15 protein-coding genes and 2 pseudogenes are annotated in these 17,278 nt (G+C 58.8%); 7 read left to right on the top strand and 10 right to left on the bottom strand.

Annotation, left to right across the window (positions count from 1 at the left end; all coding sequences use genetic code 11):
• Positions 1 to 57: 57 nt before the first annotated feature.
• The 4 genes from A9Q02_RS00090 to A9Q02_RS00080 all read right to left on the bottom strand — a co-directional run bounded on the left by A9Q02_RS00090 (position 58) and on the right by A9Q02_RS00080 (position 4,040).
• Complete coding sequence (locus A9Q02_RS00090) at positions 58 to 621, bottom strand: RDD family protein (RefSeq protein ID WP_172450430.1); 564 nt, start codon at positions 619 to 621, stop codon at positions 58 to 60.
• Positions 611 to 1,921, bottom strand: coding sequence for a hypothetical protein (locus A9Q02_RS24010; RefSeq protein ID WP_172450428.1), 1,311 nt, complete (start codon positions 1,919 to 1,921; stop codon positions 611 to 613). The genes A9Q02_RS00090 and A9Q02_RS24010 overlap by 11 nt, the downstream gene beginning before the upstream one ends.
• Before the next feature lie 80 nt (positions 1,922 to 2,001).
• The gene (locus tag A9Q02_RS00085; RefSeq protein ID WP_097650306.1) at positions 2,002 to 2,574 is read right to left on the bottom strand and encodes a DinB family protein; all 573 of its coding nucleotides are present in this window, start codon (positions 2,572 to 2,574) and stop codon (positions 2,002 to 2,004) included.
• Between the two features lie 98 nt (positions 2,575 to 2,672).
• A complete protein-coding gene (locus tag A9Q02_RS00080) occupies positions 2,673 to 4,040 on the bottom strand; it encodes a dipeptidase (RefSeq protein WP_097650305.1) in 1,368 nt (455 codons plus the stop codon).
• Between the two features lie 68 nt (positions 4,041 to 4,108).
• On the opposite strand from A9Q02_RS00080, the gene A9Q02_RS00075 reads away from it, so the two are divergent.
• A complete protein-coding gene (locus A9Q02_RS00075; protein ID WP_097650304.1) occupies positions 4,109 to 4,894 on the top strand; it encodes a TspO/MBR family protein in 786 nt (261 codons plus the stop codon).
• A 62-nt stretch (positions 4,895 to 4,956) separates the two neighbouring features.
• On the opposite strand, the gene lon is transcribed toward A9Q02_RS00075, so the two are convergent.
• From lon to A9Q02_RS00055, 4 genes are all read right to left on the bottom strand, one after another.
• On the bottom strand, positions 4,957 to 7,392 hold the full coding sequence (lon, locus tag A9Q02_RS00070) for an endopeptidase La (protein ID WP_097650303.1): 2,436 nt from the start codon (positions 7,390 to 7,392) through the stop codon (positions 4,957 to 4,959).
• A 306-nt stretch (positions 7,393 to 7,698) separates the two neighbouring features.
• Complete coding sequence (locus tag A9Q02_RS00065) at positions 7,699 to 8,652, bottom strand: ring-cleaving dioxygenase (protein ID WP_097650302.1); 954 nt, start codon at positions 8,650 to 8,652, stop codon at positions 7,699 to 7,701.
• 9 nt (positions 8,653 to 8,661) lie between these two features.
• Positions 8,662 to 9,861, bottom strand: coding sequence for a DNA/RNA non-specific endonuclease (locus A9Q02_RS00060; RefSeq protein ID WP_172450426.1), 1,200 nt, complete (start codon positions 9,859 to 9,861; stop codon positions 8,662 to 8,664).
• Between the two features lie 13 nt (positions 9,862 to 9,874).
• On the bottom strand, positions 9,875 to 10,288 hold the full coding sequence (locus tag A9Q02_RS00055) for a nuclease A inhibitor family protein (RefSeq protein ID WP_097650300.1): 414 nt from the start codon (positions 10,286 to 10,288) through the stop codon (positions 9,875 to 9,877).
• Positions 10,289 to 10,524: 236 nt separating this feature from the next.
• Between A9Q02_RS00055 and A9Q02_RS25375 the strand changes: the two are divergent.
• From A9Q02_RS25375 to A9Q02_RS00035, 6 genes and pseudogenes are all read left to right on the top strand, one after another.
• A pseudogene (locus A9Q02_RS25375) lies at positions 10,525 to 10,581 on the top strand (hypothetical protein); the annotation flags it as partial.
• The gene (locus A9Q02_RS25265; RefSeq protein ID WP_483862422.1) at positions 10,570 to 10,962 is read left to right on the top strand and encodes a hypothetical protein; all 393 of its coding nucleotides are present in this window, start codon (positions 10,570 to 10,572) and stop codon (positions 10,960 to 10,962) included. The pseudogene A9Q02_RS25375 and the gene A9Q02_RS25265, both read left to right, overlap by 12 nt.
• A gap of 13 nt (positions 10,963 to 10,975) precedes the next feature.
• A complete protein-coding gene (locus A9Q02_RS00050) occupies positions 10,976 to 11,506 on the top strand; it encodes a nucleotidyltransferase family protein (RefSeq protein ID WP_245860135.1) in 531 nt (176 codons plus the stop codon).
• 31 nt (positions 11,507 to 11,537) lie between these two features.
• Entirely contained in the window at positions 11,538 to 12,638 is a 1,101-nt protein-coding gene (locus A9Q02_RS00045; protein WP_097650298.1) for a mechanosensitive ion channel family protein, read from the top strand.
• On the top strand, positions 12,635 to 14,503 hold the full coding sequence (locus tag A9Q02_RS00040; protein ID WP_097650297.1) for a PD40 domain-containing protein: 1,869 nt from the start codon (positions 12,635 to 12,637) through the stop codon (positions 14,501 to 14,503). The genes A9Q02_RS00045 and A9Q02_RS00040 overlap by 4 nt, the downstream gene beginning before the upstream one ends.
• 32 nt (positions 14,504 to 14,535) lie before the next feature.
• Positions 14,536 to 15,849 carry a DUF58 domain-containing protein gene (locus A9Q02_RS00035; protein ID WP_245860133.1) on the top strand — a complete coding sequence of 438 codons (1,314 nt, stop codon included), beginning with the start codon at positions 14,536 to 14,538 and terminating at the stop codon, positions 15,847 to 15,849.
• Between the two features lie 20 nt (positions 15,850 to 15,869).
• Here A9Q02_RS00035 and A9Q02_RS00030 read toward each other — a convergent pair whose 3' ends face one another.
• Together A9Q02_RS00030 and A9Q02_RS00025 are read right to left on the bottom strand one after the other, a co-directional pair.
• On the bottom strand, positions 15,870 to 16,508 hold the full coding sequence (locus tag A9Q02_RS00030) for an LPXTG cell wall anchor domain-containing protein (protein ID WP_097650296.1): 639 nt from the start codon (positions 16,506 to 16,508) through the stop codon (positions 15,870 to 15,872).
• A gap of 71 nt (positions 16,509 to 16,579) precedes the next feature.
• A pseudogene (locus A9Q02_RS00025) lies at positions 16,580 to 17,278 on the bottom strand (DUF11 domain-containing protein); the annotation flags it as partial.

The raw sequence follows: 17,278 nt of genomic DNA, 5'->3' as shown, positions 1-17,278 counted from the left end.
AGGCCAACTTTGTTGGCCTCGTGTGCCAGCAGCACCAGTTTATTGGAAGCCGCAGGCTTAAAGCTCTGGTTCATCTGGACTACTTTGCCGGGTATGCACAACTACTGTTCCGATCAGAATATCGTGCCAGGCACGCCGACGATCGTCGAGCAGAATATTGAAGAAGCCCGCATAGATGAGGAGGGATGAGACCAAATAGGCAAGGGTGCGCAGCGCAGCACGAGCCAGCGAGAGGGGTTGCCCATTGCGGCGAATAACGCGCAGTCCCATCAGGTATTTGCCAATGGTGGCACCACCAAAGCCATAAAAGAAGGTAAAGTAGATCTGGGCGACCAGCAAGAGCGCCGAAATTTCGAGGGCGATGCTAACGATACTGCGGTAGGGCGTAATCCAGAGAAAGAAGTTGCCCACCAGATTCAGTAACTCGTTGATTCCCGAGGTGCGGCCCAGGAAACTAAAGGTCAGGCCCCAGAAGATCCAGATGACGGCAACGATCAAGAGATCGATCATCATGGCAAGCAGGCGCGAGCCAAAGCCAGCGTAACGGGCAAAGTACGGCCCTTCGTACAGGTAATAGCCCGACACGGCGGGCACCGGTGCAGCATTTGGGTTAACGTCCATCAGCGCCTCCTTTCCACCGTGAGCGAAGGCGCCGCGCAGAGAGCGCCTCGCTATCGACCAGCAACCCTTGCGCGGCATCGGGCAACTCTGGGCGCGGGGGGCGGCGCAACAGACGGCGCAGCACGCCTTCGAGTCCATCGTCAGTCTTGATCGCGTACGAACGCACCTGCCCAAGCACTTCGTTGGCAAGCGATGAACCCTGGGTAGTAACAAGCGAGACCAGCGCCGGCGATTGGGCCAGGGTGTCAATCGCTTCATTCATGGCCTGCGTGCCAACGAGATGCTTGACGGCATCTTCCATCGCCGGAGTACGCACAATGTGGCTGACCGCCTCTTCGATCACCGGGCTATGCACAATGCGATTGACGGCTTGCTCAAGTGCAGGACGCTGCGCAATCTGATCGATCACCTGATCCAGCGCCGGACTGCTGGCAACCTGGAGCATCACCGCATCCAGGGCCGGACTCTGTGCCACCTGCGTGATCACCTGATCCAGCGCCGGACTGCTGGCAACCTGGAGCATCACCGCATCCAGGGCCGGACTCTGCGCCACCTGCGTGATCACCTGATCCAGCGCCGGACTCTGGCCGACCCGGACAATCACATCATCGAGGGCCGGGCTGGCGATGACTCGCTTGATTGCCTCATCAACAACCGGGCCGGCGACAAGGTGGCGCGCCGCATCGTCCATCGCCGGTGAGCGCACAATTTCGCCAAGTGCCTGGGCCACCGCAGGGCGACGGGCGAGATAGATGATGGCCTGATTGACCCCATCTTCCAGGGCGACTGCGGCGAGGCGGCGACTCTGTACTTCCTCGTCACGGCCACGACTGATCCAGCGTCGGGTCTCTTCATCAGTTGGCTCAGCGAGGGGCGGTTTGGTGCGGCGAAAACCGGGGCGCGGCAAGGGCAACAACTCAATCAGCACCGCGAACAGCGTCCCAAACAGATACGTGATCACCGAACGCAACCAGGCAACCGGATTGCCCTGTGGACGCAGCCGCTGTTCACTCTCAAAGATCCAGCCGATCAACGCTTGGCGGAAACGAGCCGAGCCCGGCTCACCAGCAGCAGGATCGGGCAGAGAAGCATCGCGAACAATGCCTGCCTCGTTTTCCCAGGTCGCCGAGCGTGCCGCGAAGGCATCGAGGCCAAGCAACACTGTGCCAACAACGAGACGCGTAAGCATCTCGGTGAGCGGAACCCTCGCCCGATCGCCCGCGGAAGGCTCGTCGGGAAGAGCCTGTAAGGCTTCATCAAGCTTGCGCAGCGCCGCTTGAAACTGCGAGTCGTCAGGCATAGGATGCGTCACCCTTCTAGGTTCAACACCACTGTAACGCACAGGGATGGCGGGTGTTGCCCGCCATCCCTGTGCGTTGCTCATTGCTTCGCGGCGTGGCTCTGGCGAATGATCTCTTTGATCTGGTCGAGGTGGCTGACGGCATGGCCGATGCCAATGAGATAGCGGCCACGCGCATCAACCACCGGGCCACCGGGCCAGGCTTCGCCAGTGAGGTCAAGATCGGGCTGATCAGGCCACATGTCAAGTGCGCCAAGGCACATGCGTTGGCTCTCTTCGAGGCGATGGCGGAGTTGCGCCACGGTCGTCATTGTTTCCCAGGGAACCTCGTAGCGCGAACGTCCGTGGAAGGGCACGCCACGAGCCTGTTCAGCGGCGAGGGCAGCCATTTCTTCATTACCAGCGGTCAGGTGAACAATAACATGGCCGAGGGTCCAGGCGATGCCGACCTCTTCGGCAGAACTGGCGACGGGGTCATTGGCCTCGGGGTCAACGGGCTGAAAGGTGACATCGTCATCGTCACAGTCGGCAAGCAAGGCCAGGATGTGCGTGGTCAGTTCGTTGGTTTCGTTACGAAGATCCGCGATCGTCATTGGGGCAACAACATCGGCCATCGTTTGCTGGCCGGTGAAAACAGGGAGGAGGTTGATCATCTTGATTCCTTTTGAGGGCTCTCGCTCTCAAAACCTATGCTTATGCTGGTGCAAACGGCCAGCTTCGCTGGCCGTTTGCACCAGCATAAGCGAAAAAGTTAGCGACCCAGACGCTCGAGCGTCATGCAGTAGGCAGTCTGGCCGCGGCGGAAGCTGGCGAGGCGGAAGAATTCGTCGGGTGAGTGCTGGCGTTCATCATCGAGGCCAAAGCCAAGACTGGCGCTGTAGACGCCGAGATGCTGCTGGAAGAGGCTACATACCGGGATCGAGCCGCCACTGCGTACATAGTAGGGTTCGCGTCCATACAGCTCAACAAGCACCTCGCGGACAACCTGGTTGCCATGGTCATTGCCTTCGGTCAGATAGGGGGACGCCCGGAAGGGAAGTGGCGTGACGGTCGCGGTGACGCCGGGCGGCGTATGGCGGTCGACATGCGCCTGAAGCAACTGGACGATCCGTTCGGGGTCCTGGTCGGCGACGAGGCGACAGGTAATTTTGGCGTGCGCCATGCTCGGCAGCACGGTCTTAATCCCTGGATCCTGGAAGCCCCCCCAGACCCCGTTGACTTCAAGGGTTGGCCTGGCCCAGGCACGCTCTTGCGGCGTATAGCCAGCTTCGCCAAAGAGATCAGGCACGTCGAGATCAGCCATGATCGCGTCGGGATCAAAGGGCACGGCGGCGATCCGCTCGCGGTCAAGGTCAGTGAGTGGGCGGATCTGGTCGTAAAAGCCTTCGATGGTAATCCGGCCATCACGCGAGCGCATCGAGTCGAGGATCATCACCAGCGCATGGATGGGGTTCATCACGACCCCACCATAGAGACCGCTGTGCAGATCCATCTTGGCCGCTTTGACATCGATCTGCACGCCGCAGCCACCACGTAGCGCCACCAGGATCGCAGGTTCGGTCTCGCTATACTGGCCGCCATCGGCATTGAGCACAAGATCGCAGGCAAAGCGATCTTTATGTTGTGGCAAGAACGCTCCGATCTGCGGGCTACCGATCTCCTCCTGGCCTTCAAAAAAGACCTTGACGTTCACCGGCAAGTGTCCTATGCTCTGAAGAAGCGCCTCGAGCGCGAGGATCGGTACCAGCATATTGCCTTTATCATCGCTGGCCCCACGAGCGTAGACCTTGCCGTCAATAATGTGTGGCTCAAAGGGGGGATGCGTCCAGAGATCAACGGGATCCACTGGCTGAACATCAAAGTGCCCATAGATCAGCACGGTTGGCTTGCCCGGGGCATGCAGCCAGTCGGCATAGACCACCGGATGCCCGCCCGTCGGCAAAATCTCGACATGCTCAAGTCCGGCGGCGGCGACCCGTGCGGCGACCCACTCGGCGGCACGTTGCACGTCGGCGGCATGGGACGGAATAGCCGAAATGCTTGGAATACGTAAAAAGGAGAGCAGTTCGTCAACAAAACGAGGCTGATGCGCCTCAAGATAGGACTCCCAGGAAGACATGGTGGCTCCTCGTACCTTGGACAGGTCTAACATTGTGGATAGAAACAGTATACTCGGAGGAGAGACTCATGACAAATGCTGCGACTGCTGGTGCGCAACCAACGTACGTTCATCTGACGCGCCAGGGGGCGGTCTTGGCTGCGCTCGCCGGCACATTGACGGTGAATGTGCTAGCGAATACGCTTCCGATTAACGGACAAACAACGGGTGAAATTTCGGACAAGTTTCCTATTTTAATCACCCCACCTGGCTATGTTTTTGGCATATGGGGGGTGATCTACACAGGCTTATTGAGCTATGCAGTCTACCAGGCGTTGCCATCGAACCGCGACAAAGAACGGCTCAAGCGGATCGCGTGGCCGTTCATTCTTAGCTGCGCTGCCAATGCAAGTTGGATTGTGCTCTGGCACTACAACCAGTTGGGGATCAGCCTGGGGGTCATCATCGGATTGTTGCTGGCACTCATCACGATTGACCGTCGCCTCGGCAAGGCCACCGAAATGCCGCTGGCAGACCGACTGCTTGTACGGTTGCCCTTCAGCATCTATCTCGGCTGGGCCAGTGTCGCGACGATCGTCAATGCCGCCGTTGTGCTCTATGATGCCGAATGGAACGGAATGGGCCTGAGTCCCGAGGTCTGGACGGCGGGAACGCTGGGGGTTGGCGCGGGTCTGGGGGCAGCGATGGGGGTACGCGAGCAGGATGTTGCGTTTCCCCTGGTGCTGGCCTGGGCCTTTTCCGGCATCGCGAGGAAACAGGCTGAGACACCGCTGGTCGGCCCCGCAGCATGGGTTGCAACTGCGGTTGCGCTACTCAGTGCCGGGGCGGCCCTCTGGTTACGGCGGCGACGCTAAGGCAGCTCTGCCGCACGCAAAACTGCCAGCTTTGCTGGCAGTTTTGCGTACGCAGACACTCATCAGACCGAAGGAAGCAACTCCTCACTCCTGGGGGCAGCGAGGATTTCGCCAAGGGTGGTACGTTCAGCGGGACGCAACGCGACGCTGAGCACCTCGTCAAGCGTATCCACCGGGATAAAGGTCATCTCAGCACGGATCTCGTCGGGCATTTCATCGAGTTCGACCATATTGCGACGGGGCAGGATGATCGTGCGAATGCCTGCGCGGTGCGCTCCAAGCGCCTTCTCTTTAATGCCACCAATGGGCAAGACCCGTCCACGCAAGGCGATCTCGCCGGTCATCGCGATATCCTCGCGCACTAGGTGGCCGGTCGCCGCCGAGGCGAGCGCGGTGGCAATCGTGATGCCTGCCGAGGGGCCATCTTTGGGGACGGCGCCGGCAGGGACGTGGATATGGATCGCGTGGGTCTCAAAGAAGCGCGGATCGATGCCGAGTGTATGGGCCCGCGAACGCACATAGGTCAGCGCAGCTTCGGCACTTTCGCGCATCACATCACCAAGTTGCCCGGTAATCTTCAATTCACGATTGCCCTCGACAGCGACGGCCTCGACAAAAATGATATCACCGCCAACAGGTGTCCAGACCAGACCTGTCGCGACACCCGGCTGATCGATACGCTCTTGCGCCTCGTTATAGAAGCGCTGACGACCAAGCGAACGCCGGACGAAGGCGTCGTCCACCGTGACCGGGGGCGGGGCGACGTGGTTGGTCTCGGTGATCTGGCGCACGACTTTGCGCAAGACTCCGCCGATGTTACGTTCGAGGTTACGCACGCCCGCCTCACGGGTGTAGCCGTTGATGATGGCGCGGAGGGCTCCCTCCTCCAATAGAACCTCTTCGTTTCGCAGGCCATTGGCCTGGATCTGCCGGGGCACCAGGTGGGTTTCGGCAATGCGCAACTTCTCGCTCTCGACATAGCCGGCAAGTTCAATCACCTCCATGCGGTCGCGTAGAGCGGGTGGCACAGTATCCCAATTATTAGCCGTTGCCAAAAACAGCACCTTGGAAAGATCAAAAGGCAGATTGAGATAGTGATCGGTAAAGGTGTAATTCTGTTCAGGGTCAAGCACCTCAAGCAGCGCAGCAGCAGGATCACCGCGATAATCGCTGCCGATCTTATCGATCTCATCGAGCAGGATCACCGGATCAGCCGTACCAGCGCGGCGCAGTTCCTGAATAATGCGGCCGGGCTGTGAACCGATATAGGTACGGCGGAAACCGCGCAACTCGGCCTCGTCGCGCACCCCACCGAGGCTCATCCTAACAAACGTACGGCCAAGGGCACGCGCAATGCTCTGCCCGAGGCTCGTCTTGCCGACACCGGGCGGGCCAACAAAAGCGAGGATCGGCTCGCGTCCGGCGCGCCCGGTATCGTCGCCGAGACTAGCGCGGCGTTGCTTGACCGCCAGATATTCGAGCAGACGCTCCTTGATGCGCTCAAGGCCATAGTGATCGGCATCGAGCACCTCACGGGCAAAGGCCATATCAATCGGCTTGCCGGTATAGACACCCCAGGGCAACTCGGCGAGCCATTCAAGATAGGTACGCACCATCTGATACTCGGGCGAACTGCCATTGATCCGGCTCAGGCGACTCAGTTCGCGGTCAGCCTCTTTGCGCGCTGTCTCGGGCAACTGCACAGCAGCGAGTTTCTCACGAAGATCATCAAGCTCAGTGGCCTCGACATCGTCCTCACCAAGTTCCTTCTGGATCGCCCGCAACTGCTGGCGGAGATAGAACTCGCGCTGCTGACGGGTCGAACTATCCTGCACCTCCTGGCGGAGACGATGCTGCACTTCGAGCAGGGCAAGTTGCTGGCGATAGGCCTCGCGCACCTTGATCAGGCGCGCGGTGAGATCAAAAGTTGCGAGCAGATCGAGGCGTTCTTCGAGCGTATAATCAGGAGAATAGCCGGTATTATCGGCCAATTGGCCCGGATCTTCAATGGAGCGCACAAAATTACGAATTTCCTGGGTCATGCCAGGGCGCAAGGCAAGCACCGCATCAATGACCGCGCGCACCTCGACCATCAATTGATCGAGGGCGGGGGTCAGTTCAACCACATCAGGGCGGTGGACAAAGCGAAAAGCAGGAGCCGGCTCGCTCGCAACCTGATCCTGCAACTCGGCCCGCACGAGACCGCGCACAATGATGCCGCTGGCACCACCGGGCAACACACCCGACTGTTCAATCCGCCCGATCACCGCAATCGGAAAGAGTTGGGCCGCGAGTTCTGCCGACTCATCGGCATCGGGGCGCTTGACGGCCAAGAGAAGCTGGCGATCGCCCTTGAGCGCCGCCTCAGCGGCGTGCAGATTGCCATCATCCAGCGTAATGCTAATGACCGTATGGGGAAAGACAACGGCCCCTTCAAGGACAAGCAGGGGCAACACATTTTCTATCGAAAGCTGGGCAGCGTCGGTATGCTCACTCATGAAAATCTCCTCACTGAACCAGAAACGTCATTTTTTTCTTGTTATAGGTATTATGGAACTGGTTCAGATCGGAGTCAATGCTATGATAGCATGTTCTAGCGAAACGCTTACACTTGCCTTGAGGTCGCGATAGGGCTACGCTGAAAATGGGGGAACCAAGTTCCCCCATTTTCAGCGTAGCCCTGGAGGGTGTGACCCAGCGCAAAGCAGCTCACGCGAAGCCGCGAAGCCGCGAACGGGGCGTCCACCTCCACGAAAACCTTTGCGCCTTGGCGCCTTGGCGTCAAACCTACCGCCTTATTGCTTCTAGGCATCGTTTAGCGGCTTGAGTTTCGCCACAATGGCTTCGCGCTGCGGTTCCAGGAACGGAGCGAGCACAATCTTCTCGCCCAGCGTCGCCTCGTCTTCGTCCACGGCAAAACCAGGGCCATCCGAGGCAATCTCGAACAAGATGCCGCCTGGGATATGGAAATAGAGGCTGCGGAACCAGTAGCGATCGACTTTGCCACTGTTGGGAATGCGGAGCGTTCGTAGCCGCTGGGCCCAGGCATCGTAGGCATCATCAGGGGTGCGCAGGGCAAGGTGATGCACCCCGCCGGCCCCCTGGTGCGCAGGCGGGAGGTCGGGTTGCACAGCGAGATGCAACTCGGCATCGGGGCCTCCTTCACCCATAGCATAGACGTGTACCGTCGCACGGGCATCATCGGGATGGGGATAGTCACGCACGAGGCGCATATTGAGCACCTTGGTCAGCACGGCATCGGTCGGAGCGAGGTCGGGGACGCTGAGCATGACCGGCCCCAGGCCGCGGATCTGATAGGCCGCTGGCACAGGGCTACGTTCCCATGGATAGGCCGAACCGACTCCGCCATCATCAACGAGAGCCAAGCGCTGACCTTCGCCATCCTCAAACGCGAGGGTCAGGCGGCCATCACTTTCGGCGGGTTCGCCAACCTTGACGCCCAAGTCACGCAGATGTTGCGACCACCAGGCAATCGCCTCGGCACCGGCGACACGCAACGAAGTACGCGTAATCGAACGACCACCACGCTGCTCGGGCGGTACCGGCCAATCAAAAAAAGTCAGGTCAGTGCCTGGCGACCCCTTCGCATCGGCATAAAAGAGGTGATAGGCACTCACATCGTCCTGATTCACACTCCGCTTGACCAGACGCATCCCGAGCGTCTGGGTATAAAACTGGTAATTGGCCTGAATGTGGGCCGAAATCGCTGTCACATGATGAAGACCGGTGAATTGCATGTATTCCTCTTAATCGGGCCAATAGCTGATCAGATAGCCTTCGGCATCATAGAGCGCCCCAGGATCAGAAGAGCTATTGCTCCAAATATTGGCATCTGGACCAGGGAAGACCCGTGTCATCCCTGATTCGAGCATACCACTGATTGGATGATCCTGTCCACCCCGGATGCTACACATACGCCAGCCATCCAGATTGATTGCCGTTGCACTCACATTTTCGAGGGTTACCGTTTCGGCAATTTTATCAACAGTAACGATGCGCACAGGGCGCTCAGGGGCGACGCCGGGGCCAGGATCGACGTTGCAGCCAGCGAAGACCGGAGGCGGCGGGGCAAGTTCATCATCAACCACCAAGGGCAGCAGAGCGCGATAGGGCTTGCCATCGGGACAGCCTTGGCCTTCGATGCGATCCTGAATCGTCGGTTCAACGGCAGAGAAAAAATCGTAGCCGGTGAGATCTTCGACACAACGAACCGTTGTCTGATAGTCTTGCCACGAAGCGTTCGCGACACTGTTATCGTTGGGCATCCAGACGGCCAGCACCATCGTGTCGGCGGTAACCCGTGTGGCGTCGTCACCTTCGGCTTCAGGCAGGAACAGCAAGACCTTCCAGACATGTTCAGGGATGGTCAACCGCCCCTGCGCCAGAGTGCCCAGGCTTCCGGCACTCCCGGCGATGATATAGGCCTCGTTGCCCTCACGCACCACGGCACGGGCATACTCTTCGAGTTGCGCCCAGACGCCACGATTATTGTCGGGGGCCTGGGGCAAAATATTGGTCAGGATGAACGTGGCAATATTATCTTCTTCCGTCGCCGTCCGATCAGCCGACGGCGTCATATGGCCGCGGTCATACCCCGAACTCGTATAGTCAGCGTGGGTTACCCGATACCAACCCTCGGGCAGACTCTGATCGGTAATGAAAGAACCGCTATAGCGTTCAGCAGGGCCAAAATCGCTCATTTGCAGGTGCCAACTAACCCAGTTGGGAATACCACGGTCGCGATGGTAGCCAACGGCATACTGATCGCGCAGCAGCAGGTAATTGGTTGGCTGCCTGACATCAACCACCGCCCCACTCGGATTGCCCAGGGCAAGGTGGCGACTCGCATCGGCGACCTGCGCTGACCCTGAAACACAGCCAGCGAGCAGGTTCATCAGCAACAGAAAAACGGTGAGACGGGACAGCACAGCGAGAATGATCTTCATGAGGACGAGACTCCTACGTTTCAACCACCGTCGTATGCAACCCAACGAGCGCACCGGACGCATCACGCCCAACAATCACCACCTGAATCTCGATCGTACCAAGTCGATAGACGACCGGATCGGTCAGGGTCGCCTGAAGCGTTGCGTGCAGGCGGGCAAAACGCTCGGTCAGTGCATGGTCAGCCGGGCCGTGCCAGGGGCGCGTACGGGTTAACGGGCCAAAGAAAGCCTCAAGCTCACGCTGCTCCACCGGGGTCTCAGGGGCAAGCCCCAACAACGCACCAAGCGTCGCCGGCGTCAGGGGCTCGTCATCAGGCCAATGAAACGGAAGCAAGGGCGCGTCCTGTTCACTAGGAACCATCAGATCATCTGCAGCCGTCATGATCGTTGCAAGCGACGGAAGAGGTGGCGAGAGCTCATCGCTCATGGTGATCCTCCTGATCGGAATTTATACCAATTACCTTTGACATATTATGATGCATACGCCAACACCGTCGGCGTCAACGCCTCGGCGACGGCATGCGAAGCCGACCTTCGCTCACCAGCAGGGCGATTGCATCTTCCGTGCATCCACCCCGCCAGGGCACCCGCAAGGGGTGCCCCTACACCGGGCCCGACCCTGTAGGGGCACCCCTTGCGGGTGCCCTGTAGCCAGGGCCGGGTGCCCTGGCTACAGGGCCGGGTGCTCTGGCTACAGGGCCGGGTGCCCTGGCTACAGGGCCGGGTGCCCTGGCTACAGGGCCGGGTGCCCTGGCTACAGGGCCGGGTGCCCTGGCTACAGGGCCGGGTGCCCTGGCTACAGGGCCGGGTGCCCTGGCTACAGGGCCGGGTGCCCTGGCTACAGGGCCGGGTGCCACCGTATGCACCGCTGGTTGCATGCACATGCTGCCAAATAGAGCGCATTTTATCCGGTTTCGTATGATGCAATCGCCCTGCGCTCACCAGGCCGAGCCGTTTACGGCGAGGGCAGAATTGGTGTATGATACCATGATTGAGAGCTATGATGGAGCGTGCGATGTCTGTACGTCCGGCAACCCTTTTTTTACGTCTGGCATTGCGGCGGGCAGCCCGTGGAACAGGCTCGCAGCAGGCTTTTTTTGAACGGAGAACAGCAATGCAAGCTCTGCCACCCCTTCAGCAGATACTAGGCACCATTCCCTGGGTACTGGTTGGAGGTTTGGCCCTGCGTGCGTATATTCCTGAACGGATGACCCTTGATATAGGCATCCTTATTCACGAACATGACGGCGACGCTGCACGCCAGGCCTTGAGCAACGCTGGCTATCAGATGAGTGGGCCATTGAGCATTGGGGGGTTTAGCCTTCAAGCCGCTGATCCGGCAACTCCCCCGCTTGACATTCTGACACGGACTGATGCCTGGGTTGATGAAGCCCTCGCCCACCCGATCTATGATGCCGCTGGCTACCCGGTACTTGCGCGGCCATACCTGATTTTGTTAAAACTCTCGGCGGGACGTACCCAGGATCTTGCCGATGTGCAACGCTTGGTAGCGTACACCTCAGAGGACGAGCGCAACGCATATCGGATCCTAGTTGCGCAGGAGGCCCCTGAGTTGAGCGAGGATCTTGAGGCGCTCTTTACCCTGGCGGATCTTGAATTTGGGGCCAAAGAAGAAGGAGCTTGAACGGCTCTTCAGCCCGATATCAGAAAAGATTATGGTCGAAGCCTACGATGCAGCAAATAATAGTGCGATTTTTCAGGCCTACACTTTCCTGTTAGCCGTGATCGCCATTGGTGCGTTGATCGAGTTTGGCATCATAAAGCTCCTGAAGCGCTATGCAATCCGTCGTAAGTGGTTTTTCGCCGAGGTTGCGCTCCGTGCGCTCGGTGGACAGGCGATCTTCTGGCTAAGCTTTCTCGGTCTGGCTTCAACGCTCGCAACGGTTGTGCCCGATTTGCGGATCGCGAGTGCGGTACGCCTGTTGCTGAACCTGATGGCCGTGCTGGCGGTGATGAGTTTTCTGGTGCGCCTGGTGACGAACGCTGTGCGGCTCTATTTTATCCGACATACGATGGGGTCAATTTCGCTGCTCAACAATGTGTTGCGCGCTTTTAGTTTTATTGTGCTTGGAACAACCGCAATGGCCTACCTTGGGGTTCCCATCGGGCCACTCTTAACCATCCTGGCCGGTAGTTCAATTGGCCTCTCGCTGGCGCTGCGCGAGCCGCTTGCCAATCTCTTTAGCGGGATCATGATCCTGGCGACGAATAAGATTCAGCCCGGTGATTATGTCCGGTTGAGCACCGGGCAAGAGGGTTTTGTTGACGATATTCGCTGGGCCGACACCTATCTGCGTGAATTGACCGAAAATCTACTGGTCGTACCCAATTCGTTGATGACCAATACGATTCTGACCAATTTTGACCGCCCCAATTCTGAGTTCTTGATCTTTCTGCCGGTCGCGGTACCCTATGATAGCGATCTTACTCGGGTCGAAGCCTTGCTGATTGAAGAAGGCCAGGGCATGATGCATAAAGAACTTGGCGGCGTGCCTGAACATACTGTCCGCGCTCGACTTGCTGCGTTTGGCGAACTCGGCGTGCAATTCAATGTCATCCTGCGTACGCACGAATTCAATGAGCAGTTCCCGCTCAGACACGAATTTTACCAGCGTGTCTTTGCGCGCTTTGCCAGTGAAGGGTTGCCCCATCCTATACCGATCCAGCGCATTCGGATCGAGCCGGTAGGCAAAGGAACGGTGGCTGAACTCGATCAGTCTGGACAGAGCGAACATATAAGCGGAGTTAAACAATGACACGGCGAGGTAGCACGCGACGTAGTCCACGAGACTGGATCGTGCTGATCCTCATGGTGGTGCTCGGTCTCAGTGGCTGTGGCGCGGCCCTACCCACGTCGGCGTGGAGTGATCTCTTTCAACCAACCGCAGGGCCACAAATGACCCCTGTGCCAACCCCACCGCCAGCGATAACACCAACCCGAGTTCCGCAGGAGACTGAACGGCTTGCTTTTGTCTCGGATCGCACGGGCAACCGCGAGATCTTTGTCATGAACGTGGACGGTTCTGGCCTCGCCCGCCTGACCAACGATCCTGGGAATGATGAGTCACCAGCATGGGCACCTAATCGCCAGCAGATCGCCTTTGTCTCAGATCGCGATGGCGCGCCAAATATCTATCTGATCAATCCTGATGGCACCAGCTTGCGCCAGTTGACGAATGAGAGCCAAGGTGCCGTTGACCCGGCCTGGTCGCCCGACAGTGCGCGGATTGCGTATGTCGCCGTGCGGAGTACCGGACGGGTCTTGATGATCCTCAATCTCGCCGACGGGAACCGGAGCGAATTTTCCCGTGAATTGTCTGATATCAGCCGACCAGCTTTTAGTCCCGATGGTCGTTTTCTGGCCTTTTCGGCGCTTGACCCATACGATGAGGATAACCGCGATATTTTTCTCGCCAGCCTCGCCAATGCCTCAAGGCTCATCAATTTGACCAATGCTGAGGGAGACGACGATCATCCCGTCTTTAGCCCAGACGGGCGACGGATTGCGTTCCAGAGTCGTCGTGATGGCACCTGGAAGATCTATGTGATGAATGCCGATGGTGCGGCAGCGACACCATTGACTGAGGGGCCAGATGATGCGCTCAACCCGAGTTGGTCGCGTGATGGGCAGCGCCTCGCGTTTACCGCGAATGAGAGCGGCACCTTTAACCTGTATACGATGCGCGACAATGGCGAAGAGATCCAGCAGATCAGCGGCCATCGGGGCAATGAAATTGCCCCGGCTTTTCCTTCGCCCCCACGCCTGCCCATCATCGCCACACTTGCCGTCGCCACCGGCTCGGGCGGAACACGTAGTCTGACCCTGGTCACGCAGGGACAGGAACAAACCTTGCGGGCACGAACGCCCCTGGTTGATTATATAACCCCGAAATGGTCGCCCGATGGCACCAAAATCGCCTATGCCGCCAATCTTGATGGTACCTACAATATTTATGTCATGAATGCAGATGGCTCTGAACTAGTGAATCTGACCAATAGCGAGGCCAATGATCTCCATCCCGCATGGTCGCCTGATGCCACGCGAATTGCCTTTGAGAGTGACCGGAGCGGGAACTGGGAGATCTTTGTGATCACGCTTGACGATGCAAGCAACGTGCGGAATCTGACGAATCACCCTGGTGACGATGGCAATCCCACTTGGTCGCCTGACGGGACGCGGATCGCGTTTGCGAGCAATCGAACGGGCCATTTCGATATTTATGTACTTGACATGTCGGCGGGTATGCAGCTACGGAATATTAGCAATCATCCAGCCGCCGACGTCTTTCCGGCCTGGTCCCCCGTCAGCGAACAGATCGTCTTTCGTTCGGATCGCGCAGGCACCAACGAACTCTTTCTGGTTGAAAGTGACGGGCGACGTGTCCAACGACTGACGTTTGATCAGGCCGACAATACGACACCGGCCTGGGCGCCGACAGGTGAACGGATTATCTTTGCAAGCAATCGGTCGCAGTCAGTGTTGCGTCGTCCGGGAACCCGCAATTATGGCATCTATAGCTTCGATCTCGCTTCGCTGACTATCGAAGCTATCCTGGTCAATGAGCGTAGCCATGAGTACCCGGCCTGGCGGCCGCAGCAACGCCCGGATCTCCGTCCTTGACACCGGCTTATCACCGGGGTATGCTGCTCAGTATGGCAATGGTCTTACGCCCACTCTTTGTCTTGCTCCTGGCTGGAGCAAGCTTTCTTGCCGCCCAGGGTACTGGTCTGCGGCTCTTTTTTCATTTGAGTTATCTGCTGCTGGCCCTGCTGGTTCTTTCGTTCATCTGGGCCTGGTTGAATCTACGGGGCCTCGACCTTGAACGCGAAACCCTGACTCCCAGGGCAACGGTGGGGGAGTATGCCCGCGAGCGGATTATGCTTCGCAACCGCTGGGTCTTGCCCAAGCTCTGGATCGAGTTGCGTGATAGCTCGGATCTGCCCCGCCACGGGGCCGGTTTTGTCGCCTCGCTCGGTGGGCGCGAACGGGGGCGCTGGCTGTCGCGTACCCGCTGCACGCGCCGCGGGCGCTTTCGCCTTGGCCCGTCCACCTTGATCAGTGGCGACCCCTTTGATATTGTGCGCCTGCAACGCCAGGTAGCCTCAACCAGCGAAATCCTGGTCTACCCGCAAACCGTCGATCTGCACGATTTTGCCTTGCCAGGGGCGGATCTCCCCGGTGGTCAGGCGACACGCGCACGAACCTTTCACTCATCGCCGAACGTAGCGACAATCCGCGACTATGTTCCCGGTGATGCGCTGAACCGCATTCACTGGCGTTCGACTGCACGCACTGGGCAGATGATGGTGAAAGAGTTTGAACTCGATCCGAGTGCCGATGTCTATCTGGTGCTCGATATGCAAGAACGTGCCGTTGTACGCGATACACGGGTTTTGAGTAGCGTGATGCAGCGTGATCGCCGCGTTATGCGCGGGCCCTGGTGGTCACGCCCGGCCCAAGCCGACGATCTGGATGAAGCCGAGCTCGCCAGCACCGAAGAATACGCCGTCACCGCGACAGCCTCACTGGCCCGCACCTTGCTCAGCCAGAATCGCATTGTCGGCATGGTTGCGTGGGGCCAGCATCGCGAAGTCATTCCTGCCGAACGCGAGGTTCGCCAACTCTTCAAGATTCTGGAAGCGCTGGCGGTCTTGCGTGCCCATAGCACCAGTTCACTCGCCGAAGTTCTGCTCGCCGAGAGTCAGCGCTTTGGGCGTAACTGTTCGTTGATCATTGTGACCTCTTCACTCGACGAACGCTGGGTCGAGGCGCTGCAACAGCTACGCTATCGCGGGGTGCGCGCCGCCGTGGTACTCGTTGATCCACAGAGTTTTGGTGGGTGGCAGAGTGCTGATCTCATCTTGCAACGCTTAGCAGAACTGCGCGTGCCAACCTATCGCATCCAGCAAGATCAACCCCTCGCTGACGCTTTGAAAATGCCAGTGAATCTAGATCTGGTAGTGTAATAAGGTACGACATAGTGTGGCTAAAGCCTGGCCCGGTATCGTGCCAAGAAGCTTAAGCTAGCCAGAAGCAACGCCAACCCAACCAGCAGCACGGGGAACTGTGGCGTAGAAGATCCGGTACTCGGCAACGTGATGGCAATTTCCGTTGGCGTCGGAGATACTGTCGGTGAAAGCGTCATGGTCATCACTGGGGTCAGGGTTAACGTCGGGGTCACCGTGACGGTACCTACAGTCGTGGGGCTTGGCGTGGGTGTGTTTGTGACTTGATCTTCTGTGTCGTCAACGACAGGCGGGGGTGGAACTGTCGGTGTCAGCGTCGCCGTCGGCAGATCCGTCGGTGTCGCCGTCGGCAAATCCGTCGCCGTGGCCGTCGGTAGGTCTGTCGGCGTCGCCGTTGGTAGGTCTGTCGGCGTCGCCGTCGGTAGGTCTGTCGGCGTCGCCGTCGGTAGGTCTGTCGGCGTCGCCGTCGGTAGGTCTGTCGGCGTCGCCGTCGCCGTTGGCACGTCGGTCGGCACCGCTGTTGGCGGCGGTGGTTCAGCAGTCTCAGTGAGGGCCATGGTGTCCTGAGACAGCGGACGAGCCTGAACTGGAACCGAACCTCGATCCAACAACAAAGCAACCAGCAGGGCGAAGCTCAGGGCGAGAAGCAGATGTTTCATCACAACTCCGTTAATGCGTCGGCGTTGCAACAGCCCCTCGCTGTTGCAACGCCTGGGTGATTATCCTTCGCTTACCGCGCAATCAGTGGTAGGTTGACACGGAAGATGGTTCCACTCAAGGGCATGGTTGCTGTTGCTGGACCATACAGATTGATCCGTCCATCTAGCTCGATTTCTTCAAGCCAGTAAGTATAGCGCGTTCCGGCTAGCGCGGTGTTGTCCGTCCAGATGTAACTTGCACCAGACTGGGGATTGCCACGGGCAAGGATGGTCTGGTTGGTGATGCGTTCCCCGTTGGCCGGGTTGTCATCGAGACTACGTACCAGGTGGAAGCCCCAGGTTTCTTGCTCTGAAGCTGTTGTCCAGTTCAAGACCACACCCGTTAGCGATGGGGTGGCAGTGAATTTAACCAGGGTGATCGCTGTCGGATCTTCAATGGGCGTCGTTTCCGTGTCAGTGTTGTTCTCGTCATTCGGATCTGGCCCGTTCGTGCCATCATCGCCAATCCGCACCGCGTTGACCACCGCGGTCACGCCCGCCGGCAACGGATTGTCCACCTGCACCACGAAGGCCACATTCCCCGAGGCTCCAGCGGCCAGGTCGCCAACCGTGAGCAGACACGTGCTTCCTGCGGTCGTATCCGGCGCACAGAGCCACCCCGCCACATTCGCAGCAACCGCAAAACTGGTATGCGGCGGCACCGTCTCGGTGATCGTCACCCCCGTCGCCCCAATCGTGCCCAGGTTCGTGTAGTGCAACGTGAAGGTAAT

Origin of the sequence: Candidatus Chloroploca asiatica, assembly GCF_002532075.1 — a bacterium.
In the GTDB taxonomy this organism is placed as follows: Bacteria; Chloroflexota; Chloroflexia; order Chloroflexales; family Chloroflexaceae; genus Chloroploca; species Chloroploca asiatica.
The sequence above is the reverse complement of the archived record's forward strand: the minus strand, read 5'-3'. Positions and strand labels throughout refer to the sequence as shown.

Coding starts and splice junctions, on each gene's coding strand:
- A9Q02_RS00080 (WP_097650305.1), bottom strand. CDS start 4,040: ATGTCTTCCTGGGAGTCCTATCTTGAGGCGCATCAGCCTCGTTTTGTT.
- A9Q02_RS00030 (WP_097650296.1), bottom strand. CDS start 16,508: ATGAAACATCTGCTTCTCGCCCTGAGCTTCGCCCTGCTGGTTGCTTTG.
- A9Q02_RS24010 (WP_172450428.1), bottom strand. CDS start 1,921: ATGCCTGACGACTCGCAGTTTCAAGCGGCGCTGCGCAAGCTTGATGAA.
- A9Q02_RS00050 (WP_245860135.1), top strand. CDS start 10,976: ATGCAAGCTCTGCCACCCCTTCAGCAGATACTAGGCACCATTCCCTGG.
- A9Q02_RS00040 (WP_097650297.1), top strand. CDS start 12,635: ATGACACGGCGAGGTAGCACGCGACGTAGTCCACGAGACTGGATCGTG.
- A9Q02_RS00075 (WP_097650304.1), top strand. CDS start 4,109: ATGACAAATGCTGCGACTGCTGGTGCGCAACCAACGTACGTTCATCTG.
- A9Q02_RS00055 (WP_097650300.1), bottom strand. CDS start 10,288: ATGAGCGATGAGCTCTCGCCACCTCTTCCGTCGCTTGCAACGATCATG.
- A9Q02_RS00090 (WP_172450430.1), bottom strand. CDS start 621: ATGGACGTTAACCCAAATGCTGCACCGGTGCCCGCCGTGTCGGGCTAT.
- A9Q02_RS00085 (WP_097650306.1), bottom strand. CDS start 2,574: ATGATCAACCTCCTCCCTGTTTTCACCGGCCAGCAAACGATGGCCGAT.
- A9Q02_RS00035 (WP_245860133.1), top strand. CDS start 14,536: ATGGCAATGGTCTTACGCCCACTCTTTGTCTTGCTCCTGGCTGGAGCA.
- A9Q02_RS00065 (WP_097650302.1), bottom strand. CDS start 8,652: ATGCAATTCACCGGTCTTCATCATGTGACAGCGATTTCGGCCCACATT.
- A9Q02_RS00060 (WP_172450426.1), bottom strand. CDS start 9,861: ATGAAGATCATTCTCGCTGTGCTGTCCCGTCTCACCGTTTTTCTGTTG.
- lon (WP_097650303.1), bottom strand. CDS start 7,392: ATGAGTGAGCATACCGACGCTGCCCAGCTTTCGATAGAAAATGTGTTG.
- A9Q02_RS00045 (WP_097650298.1), top strand. CDS start 11,538: ATGGTCGAAGCCTACGATGCAGCAAATAATAGTGCGATTTTTCAGGCC.